This window comes from Streptomyces sp. NBC_00414, assembly GCF_036038375.1.
Classification (GTDB): Bacteria; Actinomycetota; Actinomycetes; order Streptomycetales; family Streptomycetaceae; genus Streptomyces.
This window is the reverse complement of sequence record NZ_CP107935.1, coordinates 9,448,098-9,467,703: the sequence shown is the minus strand read 5'-3', so window position 1 is coordinate 9,467,703 and position 19,606 is coordinate 9,448,098. Positions and strand designations below refer to the sequence as shown.

Genomic DNA, 19,606 nt, shown 5'->3' with positions numbered 1-19,606 from the left:
CCCCTACTTCCGCATGACCGCGGGTTCGTGCCGTCTGAGCAGCCGGGCCACCGCGTAGCCGAAGACGGCCGAGAGGACGACGAGCATGCCCATGTTGAGCAGCCACACGCCCACCGAGTGCTCGAACAGCGGGTCGGCGGTCAGGTCGCCCGGCACGAGCCTGGCCAGTCCGACGGTGCCGGCCATGGCGCCGAGCGCCCAGCGCGACGGCACCAGCCACGACAGCTGCTCGATGCCGGGGACACCGTCGAGTTTCAGCAGCGCGCCGCAGAACACGACCTGGACGATGGCGAGGAGCACGAGCAGCGGCATCGTGACCTCCTCCTTGCGTACCAGCGCGGAGACGAGGAGCCCGAGCATCATCGCGGTGAAGGCGAGCAGGGCGACGGCGACCGTGATCTCCACGAGGGGAGGCAGTACGACTCCCTCGCCGCCGGGCGCGTTCAGGTCGACGCCGAGCAGTGCCACCAGGGTCAGGACGACGGCCTGGAGCACGGTGACCGCGCCGAGGACGACGACCTTGGACATCAGGTACGCCGATCTGGACAGGCCGACGGCCCGTTCCCGCTGGTAGATCACCCGTTCCTTGACCAGTTCGCGTACGGCGTTGGCCGCGCCCGTCAGGACTCCGCCGACGCAGAGGATGAGCAGCGCGTTCATCGCCGTCTCCTGCGTGAGCTTGCTGCCCGCCAGGGCACGGGCCATCGCTCCCATCACGAAGGGCAGGGCGATCATGATGGCGAGGAACGTGCGGTCGGCGCCGAGCGCGGCGGCGTACCGGCGCACCAGCGTGCCCAGCTGCGAGCCCCAGCTCTGTGCCTTGGGCGGCCGAACGGTCGTGCCGGGGGCGGGTGCGGCCTGGGGCAGGCGCGGCTGGGCGGTGGCGTCGACGATGTACTGGCGGTGCTGGATCGACTCGCGGTAGTCGCCGGCCCAGTCCCGGTCGTGGTCCCGCTCGAAGGCCTCGAACGCCTCCGGCCACTGGTCGTAGCCGAAGAAGGCGAGCGTCTCGTCGGGCGGCCCGTAGTAGGCGACCTTTCCGCCGGGCGCGAGGACGAGCAGTCGGTCGCAGACGTCGAGGCTGAGCACGCTGTGGGTGACGACCACGACGGTCCGCCCGTCGTCGGCCAGTCCGCGCAGCATGTGCATCACGGAGCGGTCCATGCCGGGGTCGAGGCCGGAGGTCGGTTCGTCGAGGAAGAGCAGCGAGGGCTTGGTGAGCAGTTCGAGTGCCACGCTGACGCGTTTGCGCTGGCCGCCGGAGAGGCTGTGGATGGGCTGCCCGGCGCGTTGTTCGAGGCCCAGTTCGCGGATGACCTCGTCGACGCGGGCCTTGCGCTCGGCCTTCGCGGTGTCCTGGGGGAAGCGCAGCTCGGCGGCGTAGGTGAGGGCGCGTCGCACGGTCAGCTGGGCGTGCAGGATGTCGTCCTGCGGTACGAGGCCGATGCGCCGGCGCAGCTCCGCGTAGTCCCGGTAGAGGTCGCGGCCGTCGTACAGGACCGTGCCGCGGTCGGCGGGGCGCTGTCCGGTCAGGGCGTTGAGGAGCGTGGACTTCCCGGCGCCGCTGGGTCCGACGACGGCCAGCAGGCACTTCTCGCCGACGGGGAAGGACACCCGGTCGAGGAGCGTCCTGCGGCCCCGGTCGACGGCGACGGACAGGTCCTGCACGTCGAGCGAGACCTCGCCGGTGTCGACGTACTCCTGGAGCTGGTCGCCGACCAGGCAGAACGCCGAGTGGCCGATGCCGACGACGTCTCCCCCGTCGATACGGGCGCGGGTGACGGGCTGCCCGTTGAGGAAGGTGCCGTTGTGACTGCCCAGGTCGACGATCTCGTACGTGCCGTCCGGCAGCGCGCGCAGCTCCGCGTGGCGCCGGGAGACGCTCAGGTCGTCCACGACGAGGTCGTTGTCGTCGGCCCGGCCGATCCGGACGGTGTGGGCGGGCAGCGGGCGCACGCTGGTGGGCTGCCGGAAGGTGCCGGTCGCGGCGGGCACGGACACGACGGACGGCCGGTCGGGGGCGGGCGGTGGCCGGTCGGCGAAGACGGCGCACGGGCCGTCGGCGGCGGCGCCGAAGCGGATGACGCTGCCTGCTCCGACGTCCCATTCGTGGACGCGGTGGCCGTCGGCGTACGTGCCGTTCGTGCTGTTCTCGTCCTCCAGCGTCCAGTGGCCGGCGCCCGCCCGCAGGACCGCGTGGTGCCAGGAGACCCGGGCGTCCTCGATGACGACGTCGCACAGCGGATCCCGGCCGACGCGGTAGGCGTGGTCCGGGGTCATCACCGTGGAGCCCGTCTCCGTTTCGAGGACGAGTTCGGGCGCCGCAGACCGCTCTCCCATGCCTGAATTCTAGCTATTCGTCCGTATATGCGCCTGCTGCGGGAGTGGGGCCCTGGCCACTGGGGGCGACGGGCGGATCAGGCGGCGGGGACCGACAGGAAGGGCAGGGTCCGCTGCATCCGCAGGGCGTCGACCGACTCCGCGAGCAGTTCGTACTCGGTGGTCTCGTCACTGGTGGCGATGCGCACCAGATGACCGGCGGCCAACTCCTCGGCAGTGAGCTCCTGTTGCGCGATGTCGCCGCACCACCTGCGCAGCTGGCCTGGCACATCGGGGGTGGTGCCCGCGACGGGCGCCATCGAGTTCGGCGGGAAGTAGGGCGCGTCGGGGTTCGGATCGAGGCGCTCGGCGATCCAGGACGCCCGGTCCCGTAACCACCACATGGCCAGGGCCAGAGTGGGCGCCCGGTAGGTGCCGAGCGGTACACCGACCCACATTCCGCCACAGACTCCGTACGCGGTGACGTGGCACAGGAATTCGTCGTGCACGATCACTCCCCCATTGCATCCGCTCGCCGCCTGTCGGCCTCTCTTTCGCGCGGCTCGTTCTGGCGTGCACCGTGGCGCTGTTCCGAGGAGGTTCGGCTTCTCCGGACCGTTCGCCGGGGGCTCGTCGAGTGGTGAATGGTGAATGTCCCTAGCCTTCGAGTATCGCCACTCCTGACTCAGTGTCACCATGCCTTTCCGGCCAGTCTCCTGGCATATTCACGGCGTTCGTTGGCCGAAACGGCTCGGGCCGTCCCCGGCCGCACGGAATTCCCAGCTGTACGGAATCCGCGCGCGGCGGCCCATTACCCGCGAGGTAATCGACGGTCCCGGGGGGCCCGGCATGGTTGCGGTACCGAATCCCCACGCCCCTCGATGGAGGCTGATTTCCATGTCCGCGAACGAGAACCGGTACGAGACCGCCGTCGCCCGTTACTTCGAAGCCTGGAACGCGGACGGGGCCGAGGCCCTGGCGAAGGCGGTGGCCGCCGCCTGGAGCACGGTCGGCGGATACACCGACCCCCTCGCCGACGTCCGCGGGCACGACGCCGTCGCGGCCGTGATCGCCGCGGCCCACGAGCAGTTTCCCGGTTTCGTGTTCCGTCCGGCCGGCGCGGTGGACGGCCACCACGACATCGCCCGCTTCGGCTGGGAGCTGGTGAACACCGCGGACGGTTCGGCACCCGTCGCCGGGTCCGACGTCATCTCCCTGGCCGAGGACGGCCGGATACGGAGCGTGTCCGGCTTCCTCGACCGGGTGCCCGCGGCGGGGTGATCCTGATCCGGTACGCGCTCACCCGGCCCGTCAGGGGCCCGGGGCGCTGCCCATCAGGGCCCGCGGGGCCCGTGAAGGGCGCGGGGCCCGCAGGGGGCGCGGGGAACTGCGCGGCCGGCCCCCACCGGCCCGCAGATCCATCACCGCGCCCCCGTCGAAGCGCTTCGCGGAGCGATCAGGCGGAGCGCTGAACGACCTCGTCGATCCGGGCGAGCTCATCCGCCGAGAACGCCAGATTCCCCGTGGCAGCCACGCTGTCCTCCAGCTGCTGCGGACTGCTCGCGCCGATCAGCGCGGAGGTGACCCGCCCACCGCGCAGCACCCAGGCCAGCGCCATCTGGGCCAGGGACTGACCGCGGGACTTCGCGATGTCGTTCAGGGCGCGCAGATCGGCGACGAGGTCCTCGGTCAGCTTGTCCGCGCTGAGGAAGGGGCTGTCGCTCGCGGCCCGCGAGCCCTCGGGGATGCCGTCCAGGTAGCGGCCCGTGAGCAGCCCCTGGTCCAGCGGCGAGTAGGCGATGGACCCGACCTGCAGCTCGTCGAGCGTGTCCAGGAGTCCCTCCTCCTCGGGGCGCCGGTCGAGCATCGAGTAGCGCGGCTGGTGGATGAGGAGGGGGGTGCCCAGCTCGCCCAGGATCCGGGCGGCCTCACGGGTCTGCTCGGGCGAGTAGTTCGAGACACCGACGTACAGCGCCTTGCCCTGCTGGACGGCCGTGTGCAGGGCACCCATCGTCTCCTCGAGGGGAGTCTCCGGGTCGGGGCGGTGCGAGTAGAAGATGTCGACGTAGTCGAGGCCCATGCGCTTCAGGCTCTGGTCGAGCGAGGACAGCAGGTACTTGCGGGAGCCCCACTCGCCGTACGGGCCCGGCCACATCAGGTAGCCGGCCTTGCTGGAGATGACCAGCTCGTCGCGGTAGGGCGCGAAGTCCGCCTTCAGCGCCTCGCCGAGGGCGGACTCGGCGGCGCCGGGCGGAGGCCCGTAGTTGTTGGCCAGGTCGAAGTGCGTGACGCCCAGGTCGAACGCTCGCCGCAGGATCGCGCGCTGGGTGTCCACCGGCCGGTCGGGGCCGAAGTTGTGCCACAGGCCCAGGGAGAGGGCGGGCAGCTTCAGGCCGCTGCGTCCGGTGCGCCGGTAGGGCATGTCCGCGTAGCGGTCGGTGTGTGCGGTGTACAACACGTTCTCCAGAGGGGTCGGTACGGAGTGGACCGGTGTCCACTCTCGCCTGCCCCACGGGCAGCGGTCCAACAGGAGAATCGGATGGGATTCAGCGGATACGCTTCTCAATCATGGAATTGCGCCATCTCCAGCACTTCGTCGCGGTCGCCGAGGACCAGCACTTCACCCGGGCAGCGGAACGCCTCATGGTGTCGCAGTCCGGCCTGTCCGCCTCCATCCGCGCCCTGGAGCGCGAACTGCGGGCGCCGCTGTTCGTCCGTACCACCCGCCGCGTCACGCTCACCGAGGCCGGACGGGCCCTGCTGACCGAGGCCGAGCGGATCCTGGCGCAGGTCCGCGCGGCCCACGACGCGGTGGCCGCCGTACAGGGGGTGCTGCGGGGCACGCTCTCGCTGGGCACCGAGCAGTGCATCGCCGGCGTGCACGTGGCCCCGCTGCTGGCCGAATTCCGCAGACGGCATCCGGACGTGGAGATCCGGCTGCGGCAGGCGGGCTCGGGCGCGCTCGCCGAGGACGTCGCCGCGGGCCGGCTGGACCTGGCGTTCGCGGTGACGACCCGCGCCGACACGGAACAGCTGCGGAGCCTGCCGCTGACCCGCGAGCCGATGACCGTCGTCTGTCATCCCGCGCACCGGCTGGCGGGCGGCGGCCCGGTCACCCCGCACGAGCTGGGCGGCGAGGCCTTCGTCGACTTCCACCCCGACTGGGGGCCGCGCCGCACCACCGACGCGGCCTTCGCGGCGGCGCGTGTGCAGCGCACGGTCACCCTGGAGGTGAACGACGTGCACAGCCTGCTCGACCTCGTCGAGGAGGGCCTCGGCATCGCCGTCGTACCGCGTCACTTCGCCCACAAGCGGCCGGCCCTCCCGACCCTCCCGCTCAAGGCGGACACCGACACTCCGTACGAGACCGTCGCGATGCTGCCGCCACCGGAGGCGACCAGCCCGGCGGCGAGGGCCTTCATGTCCCTGCTCGACACAGAGGTTCTGGCCGACGAGACGGTCGGTTCGTCGGCCAGGATCAGCGGTTAGTTGGCTGAAAATGCGCCCTCCGAATCGAAGGTGACGAAGTTTCGAACGCGACGGGGGAGCGGCAAAGCACATGAAAATGACGACTGCCGCACGCCATCCCCCAGTTGACGTCAACTCAGTTCATCTACCACACAGTGGTGCCGAGGTAGCCATTTCTCGACGAAGTGAAGTCGTGCGAGTGATGAGCCCCCTGCCGGTCCTGTCCGCCAGGTGCGGTGACTAGCATGAGCGACGCGCTTGATCCGGAAGGTGGCCTACCATCTTCCGGCTTCTCGGCGACGTTTCACCTGTGGACGTACTCCTGCTCGCACGGACCGAGGGACCGCGGAATGCCAGTGCCTGCTCGCCCCCGTCAGCGCCGATCTGCGCAGAAGACGGGTTCCACTCCGGTCGTGTTCCCCGCGGTCCTGGTCGTCACGGCCGCGGGTGCCGGAGCCGCCGTCGGCCTCGCGCCCGAGGGAGCCCGCCCGTGGGTGGCGGGCACGGCGATAGCCGCCTGGTGCTGCATAGCGGCCGTCGTCGCCTTCACCTCCGCCCGGTTGCGCAAGGCCCACCGCCAGACGCTGTCACGGTCCGGCGAACTGGAGATGACGAAGAACAACTGGAGCCAACACGGCGCCGAGACGGACCAGTTGGTCAATGTGACCCTGCCGGCGGTGGCCGAGCAGCTGAAGAACGGCGTAGGCCCCGACGAGGTCCTGTCCGGTCTGCGCACCCCCTCCGACCCGTATCTGCGGCGGATGCTGCACGTCTTCACCACCGAGGTCGCCCAGTCCGTCCGGCGGACCGCCGACGCGCAGTCGGACCTCGACATGATGCGGCGCGAACTCGCCAAGGGGACACAGGAACTCGAGCGGCTGACCAACGACACCCTGCCCGCCGCGGTGTCACTGCTGCGCGAGGGCAGTTCGGCCGACACCGTTCTCGCCAAGCTCGACTGGCCGACCAACCCGCTGCTGCGCTCCCCCGCCGAATCGTTCATCCGGGAACTCGCGTACAGCGAGCGCCGTTCCGCCGCCGCCCAGGCCGCTTCCGCGAAGGCGCTCAGCCGGGTCCAGGCCAAGACCGTCGGCATGCTCGCCGACCTCCGGGACATGCAGGACCGGCACGCCGGGGAGATCTTCGGCGATCTGCTGCGCCTCGACCACGGCACCTCCCAGCTGGGCCTGATGACCGACCGGTTGGCCCTGCTGATGGGTGGTCGCTCCAGCCGGGTGTGGAACAAGCCGATCGTGATGGAGAGCATCCTGCGCGGCTCCGTCGGCCGGATCGCCGCCTACCGGCGCGTGCGTCTGCACAACTCCAGCAAGGCGTCCATCGCGGGCTTCGCGGCCGAGGGCGTGATGCACCTGCTGGCCGAACTCATGGACAACGCCGCCAACTTCTCGCCGCCGATCGACGAGGTCCACGTGTACGTGGAGGAGCGCAGCGCGGGCCTCGTCATCACCATCGAGGACAGCGGCCTGAAGATGTCCGACGCCTCCATGCGCCGCGCGGAGGAGTCGGTGTCGGGCAAGGTCACCGACCTCGCCTCGCTCCAGGGCACCCGGCTCGGCCTGAGCGTGGTGGGACGCCTCGCCGCCAAGCACGGCATCAGCGTCAACTACCGCCCCTCCTCGCGCGGCGGCACCGGTGTCGTCGTACTGCTGCCGCCCCAGCTCGTGGCCCAGCAGCGCGAGCCGGTCGCTGCCGAACGTGTGCGTCCCGCCGCGGAGATCCCGGCCGCCGCACCGGCCCCCACGGCCGAGGAAACGTTCCCGGTACGGACTCCGCGGGCCACCGCGCCCGTGGACGAGGCGCCCCCGGCCGACATTCCCCGCAGGCGCACCGCGGCCACTCCGGGCGGACTGCCCGTCCGCGCTCCCGGCCGCACCATGGCCGAGGCGGAAAGAGGACGGCCGAAGACCACGTCCGAGCCGTCCCGGGCCGAGCCCGACGCGGACGGTCCGGCGCGTGACGCCGGCAGCCGGTTCGGCGCCTTCCACCGCGGCCGGCACGCCGCCGGTAACACCGGTGACCTGCCCGCCGCCCCCGGTGAGGACGCCGGACCCGACACCGGGCCCGGGACGGACGGCTAGATCCCCCGCCCTTCGCACAGCCCAGAGCTTCGCAAGCCCACCCCGCACTGATTCGCCGCACCCCGTTGGATTGGAGGAACGGGCCGGGTGACCGCCGACTGGCCGGCACCCGACCCGCCCATCATGGAGACCACTGACAACAGCCTCACCTGGCTCTTGATGAACCTCTTGGAGCGCACGCCGGGCACCCGCCACGCACTCGTCCTGTCCCGGGACGGTCTGAAGCTGTGCTGGACGGAACACCTGACCCTCGACCAGGCCGACCAGCTGGCTGCGATCTGCTCCGGCATCCAGGCGCTCGCGCAGGGCGCGTCCGTGGAGTTCGGCGACGGAACCGGCGGCGTCCGGCACTCCATGACCGAGTTCCACGGCGGCCTCCTGTTCATCGTGGAGGCCGGCCAGGGCGCGCACCTGGCGGTCGTCGCCGAGGAGAGCGCCGACCCGGGCGTCGTCGGCCATCAGATGACCGAGCTGGTGGAACAGATCGGTGAACATCTGCGGGCCGAACCGCGCACGCCCGTCACCAGGGGTGCCTCGGCGTGAGCCGCAAACCCGTGGACATCGGCGACCCCGACCGGCTCTACACGGTCACGGGCGGACGCAGCGAAGCCGATGACGCCTTCGACCTGGTCACGCTGATCGTCAGCGAGTGCGAGCCCACCGCCGGGATGCAGTCCGAGCACGTCCGGATCCTCGAACTGTGCCGGCACCCGACGGCACTGGTCGAGGTCTCGGCCGAACTCAAGCTGCCCATCACCGTGGTACGGATCCTCCTCGGCGACCTCCATGCCATGGGCAAGGTGAGCGCCCGTCACCCCCGCGCGGCCGATTCCGTCGCGACCCTCCCCGAAACCGCACTGCTGCAGGAGGTGCTCCATGGGCTCCGCAACCTCTGAGCTGCCCGCCCAGCGCACGCCGCTGGCCGATGCCGCCGAGACCGGACTGAAGATCGTCGTGGTGGGCGGTTTCGGCGCCGGCAAGACCACCCTGGTCCGCTCGGTCAGCGAGATACGCCCGCTGAACACCGAAGAGGTGATGACCCAGGCGGGGCAGGGCGTCGACGAGACGGCAGGCGTGGAGCGCAAGACCACGACGACCGTCGCCTTCGACTTCGGCCGTATCAGCCTCAACCAGCGCATGGTGCTCTACCTGTTCGGCGCACCGGGCCAGGAGCGCTTCTGGTTCCTGTGGGACCGGCTGTTCTCCGGCACCCTGGGCGCGATCGTCCTCGTCGACACCCGGCGCATGGAGGACTCCTGGTACGCGATCGACCGGCTCGAACACCACAAGACGCCGTTCGTGGTGGCCGTCAATCGTTTCGACGACGACGAGCAGCGGTTCTCGCTCGACGAGATCCGGCAGGCACTCGCGCTGGGCGACCATGTGCCCATGGTCGACTGCGACGCGCGGGTCAGGTCGTCGGGCAAGGAAGTGCTGATCACTCTCGTGGACCACCTCTACGCATTGGCCCTGTCCCAGGAGGGGACGTCGTGAGCGACACCACCGGCTCCTCTTCCTCGAAGACTCCTCCACCGGGCTGCCCCGCGCACGGTTCCGCCGTGCACCTGGGCGGTCTGGAGTACCAGCAGACACCCTCGCAGCTGTACCGCACGATGCGCAGGGAACACGGGGCGGTCGCTCCGGTCCTGCTCGACGGCGACGTCCCGGCCTGGCTCGTACTCGGCTATCCCGAGGTCAGTTACGTGACCAGCCACGACGAGCTGTTCGCGCGGGACTCCCGGCGGTGGAACCAGTGGCCGAACATTCCGGCCGACTGGCCCCTCATGCCGTTCGTCGGTCACCAGCCGTCCGTGCTGTTCACCGAGGGCGCGGAGCATCAGCGCAGGGCCGGTGTCATCACCCAGGCGCTGGAGGGGGTCGACCAGTTCGAACTGGCCCGCGAGTGCCAGACGATCGCCGAGCAGCTGATCGCCTCGTTCGGCGGCAGCGGCCAGGCCGAGCTGATGAACGCCTACGCGCACGCCCTGCCGGCCCGTGCGGTGCTGTGGATGTGCGGTATGCCGCAGGGCAGCGCGGACACCGAGCAGCTCGTCGACGATCTGCGGATCTCGCTCGACGCCGGTGAGGGCGACGACCCGGTGGCGGCGTACATGCGCGTCGGGGCGCGCATCATGCAGCTGGTGAAGGAGAAGCGGGAGAACCCGGGGCCCGACGTCACCTCGCGGATGCTGCTGGATCCGGCCGATCTCAGTGACGAGGAGATCGTGCAGGACCTGATCTCCGTCATCGCGGCGGCCCAGCAGCCGACCGCGAACTGGATCTGCAACACCCTGCGTCTGCTGCTCACCGACGAGCGTTTCGCGGTCAACGTCTCCGGCGGCCGGGTCAGTGTCGGCGACGCGCTGAACGAGGTGCTGTGGCTGGACACACCGACCCAGAACTTCATCGGCCGCTGGGCCGTGCGCGACACGCAGCTCGGCGGGCGGCTCATCCGTGAGGGCGACTGCCTCGTCCTCGGCCTCGCGGCGGCCAACACGGATCCGCAGATCTGGCCCGAGTCGCATGTCGGCGCCGAGAACTCCTCGCACCTGTCGTTCAGCAACGGCGAGCACCGCTGCCCGTATCCGGCGCCGCTCCTCGCGGACGTGATGGCGCGTACGGCGGTGGAGACGCTCCTGGAGCGTCTGCCGGATCTGGTGCTGGGTGTGGACCCCTCGGAGCTGACCTGGCGTCCGTCCATCTGGATGCGGGGACTGACGTCGCTGCCGGTGCAGTTCACTCCCGCAGTGCACTAGCGCTCCGCCGGGGTGCGTCCAATTCCGCGGGTGCAGCGTGGCTGGGCGCGCCGTTCCCCGCGCTCCTTCGGGGCGCTGTCCTTCGGGGCGCTGTGTCTTCCGCGGGTCGGGACACGTGATCCCGACCCGCTGAGGACGTGGGTGGTCAGGCGCCGACCGGGGTGAAGCGCACCGGGAGCGACTGGGGGCCTCGGGTGAAGACGCCCTGCTCCACCGGGTCGAAGCCGTCGGCGAGGCGCAGGTCGGGCATGGCGTCGAGCAGTTGGTTCACGCCGGTTTCGACCTCCGCCTTGGCAAGCAGCGCGCCGACACAGAAGTGCCGACCCAGCGCGAAGGCCAGGTGGTCGGCCGCCGCGGAGAACGCGGAGGTCGTGGTGAGGTCGTCCCGGAATATGTCGAACCGGTCGGGGTTGGCGTAGCGGCGCTCGTCCCGGTTGGCGGCTCCGATGAGGCACGTCACCGTGGCTCCCTGCGGGATGGTGCCGCCGGACACCTCGACCTCGGTGGCCGACTGCCGCATGATCATGTGGACCGGAGGGGTGTAGCGCAGCGTCTCGGCGAAGGCCGCCGGGATCAGGCTCCGGTCCTCGTGGACCGCCGCCAACTGCTCCGGGTTCATCAGCAGGTTGGCGAGGATGCTGGCGATCGCCTTGTCGGTGGTCTCCCCGCCCGCGGCGAGCAGCAGGCTGCAGAACGCCTTGATGTCCTCGTCGCTCATCCGGACACCGTCGACCTCGGCGGCACAGAGCGTGGACAGCAGGTCGTCGCCCAGGTTGTCGCGCCGGTCCCGGATGATCGGGATCATGTACTCGGCGAACTCCCTGCGGGTGCGCTCGCCCGCGGCGGTCACCTCGGCGTCACCGGAGAGGTTGCCGAGGAAGGCGATGACGGCGGTGTACCAGCCGTGGAAGCGGGCGTGGTCGGCCTTGTCCAGGCCCAGCATGTCCGCGATGACGTTGACCGGGAAGCGGGTCGCGTAGTCGCTGACGATGTCGGCCGAACCGGTGTCCCGGAAGGCGTCTATGAGGGCGAGCGAGTTGCGCTCGATGACCGGCAGGAACTTCTCCTGCAGGTCGCTGCCGCGGAAGGCGGGGGCGACGAGTGCGCGTCGCACCGCGTGCTCACGGCCGCTCAGCTGGAGGATCGTCTTGCCGTGGACCGGCTCCAGCTGCCAGTCGTAGTTGCCGGTCGTGAACTCGGACTTCTTGTCCTTGAAGACACGTTCGACGTCGTCGTAACGGGAGATGATGTAACTCTGGGTGGCCTCGTGCCAGATCAGGGGATTTTTCTCTCGCATCGCCGCGTACGCGGGGTAGGGATCCGCGGCGAACTCGGGAGAGAGGATGTCGGGCGCCTGCTGGGCAGTGGACACGGAACTCCTCTTGGTAGATGCGTGCCGTCGAGGAACAGGTTAATGATCTTTCGATGGCTCAAACAGTCCAGTCCTGGCCGAAGTTGAACGCCTGAGCTTTCCGCACCGTGGGCGCCTCCCCGTCGCGCGTTCCGGCCGATTCACTCCTATAACGCGGGTTTTTTCTACCGTTATGCCGGAATCCGACGATCGTTCCGTCGCCGGGAGAACGGCGGTTCGCGCCGCGCCGAACCGCCGTCCCCGCAGTCGCCGACCAGTTTCGGCCACGACTCATTCGACACGTGTCAGCGCGGCCCGACCTCGTACCCGGGCAGGACGACGTCCCGGATCAGGGCGTTGCGCTCCTCGAAGGGGATGAACGCGCTCTTGAGCGCGTTGACCGTGACCGCGCGCAGGTCGTCGAGGGTCCAGCCCGCCTCGTCGACGAGCAGCGACATCTCGCGGGTCATGGTCGTGCCGGACACGAGGCGGTTGTCGGTGTTGAGGGTGACGCGGAAGCCCAGCTCACGCAGCCGGGTAATCGGGTGGTCGGCGATCGAGGTGGCCGCGCCCGTCTGGAGGTTGGAGGTGGGGCACATCTCCAGGGCGATCCGGCGGTCGCGTATCCAGTCGGCGACGCGGCCGAGCTTGCCGTCCACGATGTCGTCGGTGATCCGCACGCCGTGGCCGATGCGCTGGGCGCCGCAGACCTGGAGCGCCTGGTGGATGCTGGGCAGGCCGTGGGCCTCGCCGGCGTGGATGGTGAACGGGACGTTCTCGACGCGCAGATGCTCGAACGCGTCGAGGTGGTCGGCGGGCGGGAAGCCGTCCTCGGCGCCCGCGATGTCGAAGCCGACGACACCCGCGTCCCGGAACGTCACGGCCAGGTCGGCTATCTCGCGGCTGCGGTCGAACATCCGCATCCCGCACAGCAGCGTGCCGACCCGGACGGGCGTACCGGCGGCGGCCGCCTTCGCCATGCCGGCGGCCAGGCCCTCCTGAACGGTCGCGACGACCTCGGGCAGGGTGAGCCCGCCGTTCAGCATCAGCTCGGGGGCGTAGCGGACCTCGCCGTAGACGACGCCGTCCTCGGCGAGATCGAGCACATACTCCTCGGCGGTGCGCAGCAGGCCCTCGCGGGTCTGCATGACGGCCAGCGTGTGCTCGAACGTGGCGATGTACCGGACGAGGTCGCCGGAGTTGGCAGCCTCGTAGTACCAGGCGGCGAGCGCGTCCGGGTCGGTGGCGGGGAGGGTGTGGCCGACCTCGCGGGCGAGCTCGACGAGCGTCGCGGGGCGCAGGCCGCCGTCAAGGTGGTCGTGCAGGACGGCCTTGGGGAGCCTGCGGATGGTGTCCGTGTCGGGACGGGAGCCGACACGGGAGTCGTTACGGGAGTCGTTTCGGGGCGCGGTCATGCGGTGATTCCTTGGGAGGTCGTCTGTGGGCGGGGAGTGCTGAGCCGTAAGCGCCTACCGGTCGGCCCCGTCGGGGACGGCGGGCTGCAGCAGGTCCCACCTGTTCCCGTACAGGTCCTGGAGGACGACGACCGAGCCGTACGCCTCGTGCCGCGGTTCCTCCAGGAAGGTCACGCCCGCGGCGAGCATGCGTGCGTGGTCGCGGGAGAAGTCGTCGGTGTGCAGGAAGAAGCCGACCCGGCCGCCGGTCTGGTCACCGACGCGGGCGCGCTGCGCCTCGTTCCTGGCGCGGGCCAGCAGGAGTCCGGTGCCGGACATGCCGGTGTCCGGCTCCACGACGACCCAGCGGGACCCGTCGGGACGCGGGGTGTCCTCGGCGAGCCGGAAGCCGAGCGCCTCGGTGTAGAAGCGGATCGCCTCGTCGTAGTCGTCGACGACGAGGGTGACCAGGGCAACGCGTCGCATCGGTGTCTCTCCGGGGGTTCGCAGCGGTAGGGGTTATACGTAACACGCGAGGATACGCCATCGCTGCGGCACCCCGGTGGCATCAGTGCGTCATCGATACGGCGCTCCCGCGCTCGAACCGGCCGGAGCCGGGGCCGCCTGCTCGCGCGACACCCGCCTCCGGCATGCTGGAGACAAGATCAAGCGACAGGAGTGACCCACCATGTCCGAGACGCCCAGGTCGACCGGGGCCCCCGCCCATCAGAACGTCACCTTTCCGAGCGGCGGCACCACCGCGCACGGTTACCTGGCACTGCCACCGGCCGGAAGCGGGCCCGGTGTCATCGTGATCCAGGAGTGGTGGGGGCTGACCGACCACATCGCGGACGTCACCGAGCGCCTGGCGAAGGAGGGCTTCGTGGCGCTGGCCCCGGATCTCTACGGCGGCAATGTCGCCCACGAGAGCGGTGAGGCGTACCGCATGATGCAGGAGCTGCCCGTGCCGCGCGGTGTCGAGCTGCTGTCCGGCGCGGTCGACCATCTGCTGGCGATGCCGGAGGTCACGTCCGAGACCGTCGGCTCGGTCGGCTTCTGCATGGGCGGCGGTTTCGTCCTGTACCAGGCGGCCACCGACCCCCGCGTCCGCGCCGCCGTCCCGTTCTACGGCGTCATCCAGGGCGAGGCCCCCGACTTCTCCGGCCTCAAGGCGCAGATCCTCGGTCACTACGGCGAGCGCGACACCGCGATCCCCGTGGACTCCCTCACCTCTCTCGGGGAGACCGTCCGCGAGCAGTCCGGCATCACCCCGGACTTCCGCGTCTACCCGGCCGACCACGCCTTCTTCAACGACGGCCGCCCGGAGGTCCACGACCCCGAGTCGTCGGAGCGGGCCTGGCGGAGCACGGTCGAGTTCCTGCACGCGCAGCTCGGCTGACCGCACACCTCGCCTCGTCGAGCGGTGATGTGCGCGGCTGCCCCCGGTCCCGCCGGGGGCAGCCGCGCACGTCGGCACGTGGAGGTCAGTACGTGTACGTGTTCAGGGTCGCCACCGCCGAGGCCGGCGAGCCGAGGTCGTAGCGGTCCACCGCGAGGAAGTTGGGCTTCTTGCGGGCGGCGGGCTGGCAGAAGCGCTGGGCCCGGTCGGTGAGTTTGGTGTTGTCGGTGGTCGCGGTCGAGGCGATCGCCGCGTCCCGGAAGTGGTTCATCACGAAGAGCGGGCGGAAGGGCGGCGCCGTCGCCGTGAGCGGGACGTTGGTGTTGGCGTCGTACCAGCGGCTGTAGCAGGACCAGTCGGAGCTGCCGAGACCCGAACCCATGGACCAGTAGTTCTCCACGGTCCACTCGCGCTGGTACATGACGCCGAAGCTGTCCCGGGTGAGCCCGGCCGACTGGTCGGCGGAGCGGCTGTGGTCGGTGAGGAGCAGCAGCCGGTCGTTCGCGGCGATCAGGTCCGCCATCCTCGGCCAGCCGTCGGCGCGTACGCCGGTCCGGTCCGGGCGGTAGAGGACATCGGACAGGCCGTTCACGCGGGCCAGTTCACCGCGCAGGACGCCCGGGTCGACGTAGTCCTCCAGGAACACGGTGATGAACTCGTTCGGGTTCTGCCGGAGGAAGTCGACCATGCGCTGGATGTCCACGTTCAGCGCCACCGGCCGGCTGACGAGGGTGCAGCTGTTGTGGCACAGGATCGCGCCGTCCGAGGTCTGGTGGATGTCCAGCATGAACCCGCGTACGCCGTCGGTGAGTTGCTGGTTGATGCCCCGGCTCTGGTTCGGGACGAGGTTCACGAAGGGCGGCGCGAAACCGCCGTCGACGCCGTTCGCGTAGGCGTTGTGGGAGGTGAGGAACGTGACCTGGTCGAGGGTGCGCCGGTCCGTCGACGGCATCGGGGAGGTCGGGGACGTCACCGGAGTCAGGTACCAGGCGGCGGGGTCACCGGCCGCGCCCACGACCAGCTGTGCCGGGTAGTTGGCCCCGGATGCCTTCGCTCCGACGGTCAGGTACTGGTCGGCGCCGGGCACCTTCAGCCGGTACCGGTCGGTGCCCGTCGGCGTGATCTCCCACGCGGCGTCGGCGCCCGTGCAGGCCACGGTTCGCGCCTGACCGCCCGACCGCCCGAGACAGCTGCCCGCCGTGTCGGTGCTCTCCAGCACGTACGAGGCGCCGGTGGCCCGGAGCGTCCACTGCTGGCGGTCCTCGTTGCCCTTGGGGTTGCGCTGGACGACCGCTCCCCCGCTGTCGGCGGCGTTCAGGCCGGTGACCGCGCTCTGTACGTAGAACACTCCCGCCGTGGGCACCTCCGCGGCGTGGGCGGGAGCGGCCAGGGCGGTGGTGAGGGCCGCTCCGGCGGCGGTGAGGGCGAACAGGGGGCGGTGTCTCCGCATGGTGACGGGGTCCCTTCGGCAGCGCGGCGGCGCCTGGTCGGCGGCCGGGAAAGTGGGGGGTCTGCGCGGGACACTCAATCGGCTTGGTATGTACCGGTCAATAGCGCGGTGTTTCACGGGGCGTATGCCGGGCACCGCGGTACTCCTACGGGGAGCAAGAAATGATCACCGCACCAGGAGGCCGGACATGAGCGACGACAGCATGGCGGACGACGTCTACCAGCCCACGGGGACCAACGAGGAGCAGGCGGACGCGGCCCCGCTGGATCTCCAGGACGCGGTGGACGAACGAACGTACGACGACGTGCTCGACGAGGGCTATTCGCCGCCCGAGAAGCCGCTGGGTGTCACCAAGACCGGCGTCACGGCGGCCGAGCAGCACGAGGGCGAGTCGCTCGACGAGCGGCTGAGCCAGGAGGTCCCCGACGCGGAGACCCCGGCCGGCGACGGCATCGGTGACCTGCCCTACGGGGAGGGCGAGGCGACCGACCCCGAGGCCGGAGACGAGCGCGCGGGCCGTCTGGTGGCGCCGGACGAGGGCGCGCACGCGGACATGGAGGAGGAGGCCGTCGCGTCGGACGTGGGCATCGACGGCGGGGCGGCGGGCGCCGAGGAGGCCGCGATGCACGTCGTACCCGAGGAGGAGGAAGTGCCTCCGACGCCCCTGCGGCGGGACTGACTCGGCGGCCGGCCCGGGTGGTCGGGCCGGCCGGGATCCGCAAGGCACACGGGGGCCAGGTGCGGTCGGTCAGTGCTGGAAGGCGCCGGCCCGCACGTTCTTCATGACATGGCTCGCCACCCGGTACCGGCCGTTGGGCAGGTCCGGGGACCTGGTGACGTGCACCGTGAGCGGGCCGGCCCACTCATAGCCCATCTTCTCGCCGTGCCGCAGCAGGCTGTCGGTGAGCACCTGGTCGATGCGCCCGCCGTTGCGCTCCAGTTCCTTGTGGGCGAACTCGGCCAGCTCGACGTCGTAGGCGTTGGGGACGACGGTCAGGCTCCCGCTGCACACCACTATGTTGTCGTCGCACTCCTTGTGCAGGGCTTCGACCAGTTCGACCGGTTCCTTGTGACGGATGTGCGCGAGCAGGGACCCTCCGAGGCGTTCCATCGCTCGTTCCAGACCAGTGAGTGTGCTCACGCTCTGCTTCTCCTCGATCGTTTCTGAATGTCCTGGGCCGTGTCGTTTCCGTGTCGTGGTGCTCCACTGTTCTCCTGCGGGTGCCCGGGCAACGGAGAACGACGCGTCCCCGGAGGGTTCCGGGAACGCGTCGTCGCCTCGGTGCCTGGGGGCCTGGGGCCGCCTACAGCAGGTCCCGTGGCACCGTCTCGTTCCACGTGCGGGAGAAGACCCGGCGCTCACCCTCGTAGCCGTCCAGGGTGGCGTCCACGAAGAAGTCGGTGTCGTCGCAGGTCAGCCGGGTGTGCGTCTCCACGCGGACATCCCAGTCGTCGCGCCTGAAGCGCATGGTCCAGGTCGACTCACCGGTGGCCGAGGTGAAGTCGTCGGCGACGGACGTGTAGCGCTCGTAGGCGCGACGGCCGACGTCGAGGTCGATCTCGTCGAAGTGGACGAGGCCCTGGTCCTTCACGATCTCCAGTTCGGCGCGGTAGTCGACCATGTCGCGCTTCACCTCCCACCGCGCGTCCGGGGCGGTCACCCGGGTCACGGACAGCGGAGATGTCCCCTCGGGCTCCTCGAACGGGTCCGCCGGCACGCCGTCCGGTTCGTCCGTCGGGCGGACGGGGAGCGTGAGGGTGCTGGAGCCCTCGTACACGCTCAGCAGCGCCGGCTCGGGGGGCGGCCAGGCGAGCGGCCAGTACGACGTGGACAGGGAGAGGCGGACCCGGTGGCCGGGCGGGAACGCCTGGGCCACTCCGTTGAGCTGGACGGTCGCGCGGTAGCGGGTGCCCGGCTCCAGGGCCTCGGGGTTCTCGGTGCTCTCCCGCCGGGTGATGTTGAGCAGCCCGTAGGTGACGCGGGTGGCGGCGCCGTCCGGACTCACGTCGGACAGGCGCGCGGCCACCATCGCGACCGGCCGGTCGGCCGCGAGGTCGAGTTCCACGGTCGGCGAGCCGAGGATCTCCAGCCGCTCGGTCAGCGGCTCGGTCTCGAAGACGAGGGAACCGCCGTCCTCCTCGCGCTGGTCGTAGGGCAGGTCCGGGGGCGCGTTGTAGGAGGCCCACTTGCCGGCGAACTGCCCGACGGACAGCGGCGACCGTACGGTCATCTCGGCGCCCCCGCCGACGCTCTCGTCGCCCCCTTCACCGACGGTCCCGTCCTCGGCCGGAGCGCCGATCCGGTGCCGGGTCAGCGGGTACGTGACGGGATGGATCTGCGGGGACGGCCAGGTGGGTTCCGAGACCCAGCGGCCCGGACGCTCCTCGTACGAGGTGGACGGAGGCACGCTGTCCTGCATCCAGGTGCGCAGCATGGGGCCGTCCATGACGCCGTTGTCGACGCCCTTCAGCCAGTGGTCCCACCAGCGCACCACTTCCTGGAGGTAGCCGATGGCGGGGCCGGGCTCTCCGAGGTGGGGGAACTTGTGCGACCAGGGGCCGATCAGTCCCTTGCGGGGCACGTCCAGGTTGCCGAGCAGCCGGGTCACGGCGTTGGAGTAGCCGTCCGCCCAGCCGCTGGAGGCGAGGACGGGGCACCGCACGGCCCGGTAGTCCTCGGCGACCGAGGCGTGCCGCCAGTAGTCGTCCCGGCGCTGGTGGCGCAGCCAGGGCAGCACCCAGGGGCCGGTGTTCTCCAGGCGTTCGTGCCACATCTCGCGCCAGCGGTCGCCGACCACGGCGGGGTCGGGCGGGCAGGTGGCGTAGGCGAACATGGTGCCCGCCTCGGCGAGGTTGTCGGACAGCATGGCGCCGCCCATGTAGTGCATGTCGTCGGCGTGCCGGTCGTCCGTGAAGGACGCGATGACGACGGCCCGCAGGCTCGGCGGCTGCCTCGCGGCGACCTGGAGTGCGGCGAAGGCCCCCCAGGACAGGCCCATCATTCCCGTGGTGCCGTCGCACCAGGGCTGGTCCGCCAGCCAGGCGAGGACCGCTTCCGCGTCGGCCTGTTCCTGTTCCAGGTACTCGTCCCGCAGCACGCCCTCGGAATCACCGGTGCCGCGCAGGTCGACGCGCACACAGGCATAGCCGTGCCCGGCGATGTAGGGGTGGTGCATGGAGTCGCGCACCGAGGTGAGGTCGCGTTTGCGGTAGGGGATGTACTCCAGCACCGCGGGCACGGGTTCGTTGTCGGAAGAGGTGGGGCGCCAGACACGGGCCGACAGCTGGACGCCGTCGGGCATCGGGATACGGACGTCCTCCTCTTCCTTCGTCGCGTACGGCAGGTTGCTCACGTAGCGCATGAGGCGGA

At 70.5% G+C, this 19,606-nt stretch carries 18 protein-coding genes; 9 read left to right on the top strand and 9 right to left on the bottom strand.

What is annotated here, in order from left to right; all coding sequences use genetic code 11:
* Positions 1-3: 3 nt before the first annotated feature.
* The gene (locus OHS59_RS40645) at positions 4-2,340 is read right to left on the bottom strand and encodes an ABC transporter ATP-binding protein/permease (RefSeq protein WP_328498339.1); all 2,337 of its coding nucleotides are present in this window, start codon (positions 2,338-2,340) and stop codon (positions 4-6) included.
* Between the two features lie 77 nt (positions 2,341-2,417).
* Positions 2,418-2,828 (bottom strand): hypothetical protein, encoded by a 411-nt coding sequence (locus OHS59_RS40640; RefSeq protein ID WP_328498338.1) that lies wholly within the window; start codon positions 2,826-2,828, stop codon positions 2,418-2,420.
* A 388-nt stretch (positions 2,829-3,216) separates the two neighbouring features.
* Between OHS59_RS40640 and OHS59_RS40635 the strand changes: the two genes are divergently transcribed.
* Entirely contained in the window at positions 3,217-3,600 is a 384-nt protein-coding gene (locus OHS59_RS40635; RefSeq protein WP_328498337.1) for a nuclear transport factor 2 family protein, read from the top strand.
* Positions 3,601-3,775: 175 nt separating this feature from the next.
* On the opposite strand, the gene mgrA is transcribed toward OHS59_RS40635, so the two are convergent.
* Complete coding sequence (mgrA, locus tag OHS59_RS40630; protein ID WP_328498336.1) at positions 3,776-4,774, bottom strand: L-glyceraldehyde 3-phosphate reductase; 999 nt, start codon at positions 4,772-4,774, stop codon at positions 3,776-3,778.
* 113 nt (positions 4,775-4,887) lie between these two features.
* Between mgrA and OHS59_RS40625 the strand changes: the two genes are divergently transcribed.
* The 6 genes from OHS59_RS40625 (at position 4,888) to OHS59_RS40600 (ending at position 10,642) form a co-directional block, all read left to right on the top strand.
* Complete coding sequence (locus tag OHS59_RS40625) at positions 4,888-5,808, top strand: LysR family transcriptional regulator (RefSeq protein WP_328498335.1); 921 nt, start codon at positions 4,888-4,890, stop codon at positions 5,806-5,808.
* A 329-nt stretch (positions 5,809-6,137) separates the two neighbouring features.
* Positions 6,138-7,886, top strand: coding sequence for an ATP-binding protein (locus OHS59_RS40620; RefSeq protein ID WP_328498334.1), 1,749 nt, complete (start codon positions 6,138-6,140; stop codon positions 7,884-7,886).
* A gap of 123 nt (positions 7,887-8,009) precedes the next feature.
* Positions 8,010-8,429 (top strand): roadblock/LC7 domain-containing protein, encoded by a 420-nt coding sequence (locus OHS59_RS40615; protein ID WP_328499551.1) that lies wholly within the window; start codon positions 8,010-8,012, stop codon positions 8,427-8,429.
* Positions 8,426-8,782 carry a DUF742 domain-containing protein gene (locus tag OHS59_RS40610; protein ID WP_189776066.1) on the top strand — a complete coding sequence of 119 codons (357 nt, stop codon included), beginning with the start codon at positions 8,426-8,428 and terminating at the stop codon, positions 8,780-8,782. The genes OHS59_RS40615 and OHS59_RS40610 overlap by 4 nt, the downstream gene beginning before the upstream one ends.
* A complete protein-coding gene (locus tag OHS59_RS40605; protein WP_107019020.1) occupies positions 8,763-9,380 on the top strand; it encodes a GTP-binding protein in 618 nt (205 codons plus the stop codon). The genes OHS59_RS40610 and OHS59_RS40605 overlap by 20 nt, the downstream gene beginning before the upstream one ends.
* Positions 9,377-10,642: a cytochrome P450 gene (locus OHS59_RS40600; RefSeq protein WP_328498333.1), complete on the top strand. Its 1,266-nt coding sequence runs from the start codon at positions 9,377-9,379 to the stop codon at positions 10,640-10,642. The genes OHS59_RS40605 and OHS59_RS40600 overlap by 4 nt, the downstream gene beginning before the upstream one ends.
* Before the next feature lie 145 nt (positions 10,643-10,787).
* On the opposite strand, the gene OHS59_RS40595 is transcribed toward OHS59_RS40600, so the two are convergent.
* The 3 genes from OHS59_RS40595 to OHS59_RS40585 form a co-directional block, all read right to left on the bottom strand.
* The gene (locus OHS59_RS40595; RefSeq protein WP_328498332.1) at positions 10,788-12,014 is read right to left on the bottom strand and encodes a cytochrome P450; all 1,227 of its coding nucleotides are present in this window, start codon (positions 12,012-12,014) and stop codon (positions 10,788-10,790) included.
* Between the two features lie 284 nt (positions 12,015-12,298).
* Complete coding sequence (locus tag OHS59_RS40590) at positions 12,299-13,408, bottom strand: adenosine deaminase (protein ID WP_328498331.1); 1,110 nt, start codon at positions 13,406-13,408, stop codon at positions 12,299-12,301.
* A gap of 54 nt (positions 13,409-13,462) precedes the next feature.
* Positions 13,463-13,873, bottom strand: coding sequence for a VOC family protein (locus tag OHS59_RS40585; protein WP_328498330.1), 411 nt, complete (start codon positions 13,871-13,873; stop codon positions 13,463-13,465).
* Positions 13,874-14,075: 202 nt separating this feature from the next.
* Here OHS59_RS40585 and OHS59_RS40580 point away from each other — a divergent pair, with 202 nt between their 5' ends.
* A complete protein-coding gene (locus tag OHS59_RS40580; RefSeq protein WP_328498329.1) occupies positions 14,076-14,786 on the top strand; it encodes a dienelactone hydrolase family protein in 711 nt (236 codons plus the stop codon).
* Between the two features lie 85 nt (positions 14,787-14,871).
* Here OHS59_RS40580 and OHS59_RS40575 read toward each other — a convergent pair whose 3' ends face one another.
* Positions 14,872-16,236 (bottom strand): phospholipase, encoded by a 1,365-nt coding sequence (locus tag OHS59_RS40575; RefSeq protein ID WP_328498328.1) that lies wholly within the window; start codon positions 16,234-16,236, stop codon positions 14,872-14,874.
* A 187-nt stretch (positions 16,237-16,423) separates the two neighbouring features.
* Between OHS59_RS40575 and OHS59_RS40570 the strand changes: the two genes are divergently transcribed.
* Entirely contained in the window at positions 16,424-16,915 is a 492-nt protein-coding gene (locus OHS59_RS40570) for a DUF5709 domain-containing protein (RefSeq protein WP_328498327.1), read from the top strand.
* 69 nt (positions 16,916-16,984) lie between these two features.
* Here the strand turns inward: OHS59_RS40570 and OHS59_RS40565 are convergent, their stop codons facing one another.
* Positions 16,985-17,377 carry a DUF3662 domain-containing protein gene (locus OHS59_RS40565; protein ID WP_328498326.1) on the bottom strand — a complete coding sequence of 131 codons (393 nt, stop codon included), beginning with the start codon at positions 17,375-17,377 and terminating at the stop codon, positions 16,985-16,987.
* A 163-nt stretch (positions 17,378-17,540) separates the two neighbouring features.
* Complete coding sequence (locus OHS59_RS40560) at positions 17,541-19,598, bottom strand: CocE/NonD family hydrolase (protein WP_328498325.1); 2,058 nt, start codon at positions 19,596-19,598, stop codon at positions 17,541-17,543.
* Positions 19,599-19,606 lie beyond the last annotated feature (8 nt).

What these genes read in the sequence shown, in the direction of transcription:
- OHS59_RS40575 (WP_328498328.1), bottom strand. Translation starts at nt 16,236, where the DNA reads ATGCGGAGACACCGCCCCCTGTTCGCCCTCACCGCCGCCGGAGCGGCC.
- OHS59_RS40590 (WP_328498331.1), bottom strand. Translation starts at nt 13,408, where the DNA reads ATGACCGCGCCCCGAAACGACTCCCGTAACGACTCCCGTGTCGGCTCC.
- OHS59_RS40620 (WP_328498334.1), top strand. Translation starts at nt 6,138, where the DNA reads ATGCCAGTGCCTGCTCGCCCCCGTCAGCGCCGATCTGCGCAGAAGACG.
- OHS59_RS40570 (WP_328498327.1), top strand. Translation starts at nt 16,424, where the DNA reads ATGAGCGACGACAGCATGGCGGACGACGTCTACCAGCCCACGGGGACC.
- OHS59_RS40625 (WP_328498335.1), top strand. Translation starts at nt 4,888, where the DNA reads ATGGAATTGCGCCATCTCCAGCACTTCGTCGCGGTCGCCGAGGACCAG.
- OHS59_RS40585 (WP_328498330.1), bottom strand. Translation starts at nt 13,873, where the DNA reads ATGCGACGCGTTGCCCTGGTCACCCTCGTCGTCGACGACTACGACGAG.
- OHS59_RS40615 (WP_328499551.1), top strand. Translation starts at nt 8,010, where the DNA reads ATGGAGACCACTGACAACAGCCTCACCTGGCTCTTGATGAACCTCTTG.
- OHS59_RS40645 (WP_328498339.1), bottom strand. Translation starts at nt 2,340, where the DNA reads ATGGGAGAGCGGTCTGCGGCGCCCGAACTCGTCCTCGAAACGGAGACG.
- OHS59_RS40605 (WP_107019020.1), top strand. Translation starts at nt 8,763, where the DNA reads ATGGGCTCCGCAACCTCTGAGCTGCCCGCCCAGCGCACGCCGCTGGCC.
- OHS59_RS40560 (WP_328498325.1), bottom strand. Translation starts at nt 19,598, where the DNA reads ATGCGCTACGTGAGCAACCTGCCGTACGCGACGAAGGAAGAGGAGGAC.
- OHS59_RS40635 (WP_328498337.1), top strand. Translation starts at nt 3,217, where the DNA reads ATGTCCGCGAACGAGAACCGGTACGAGACCGCCGTCGCCCGTTACTTC.
- OHS59_RS40580 (WP_328498329.1), top strand. Translation starts at nt 14,076, where the DNA reads ATGTCCGAGACGCCCAGGTCGACCGGGGCCCCCGCCCATCAGAACGTC.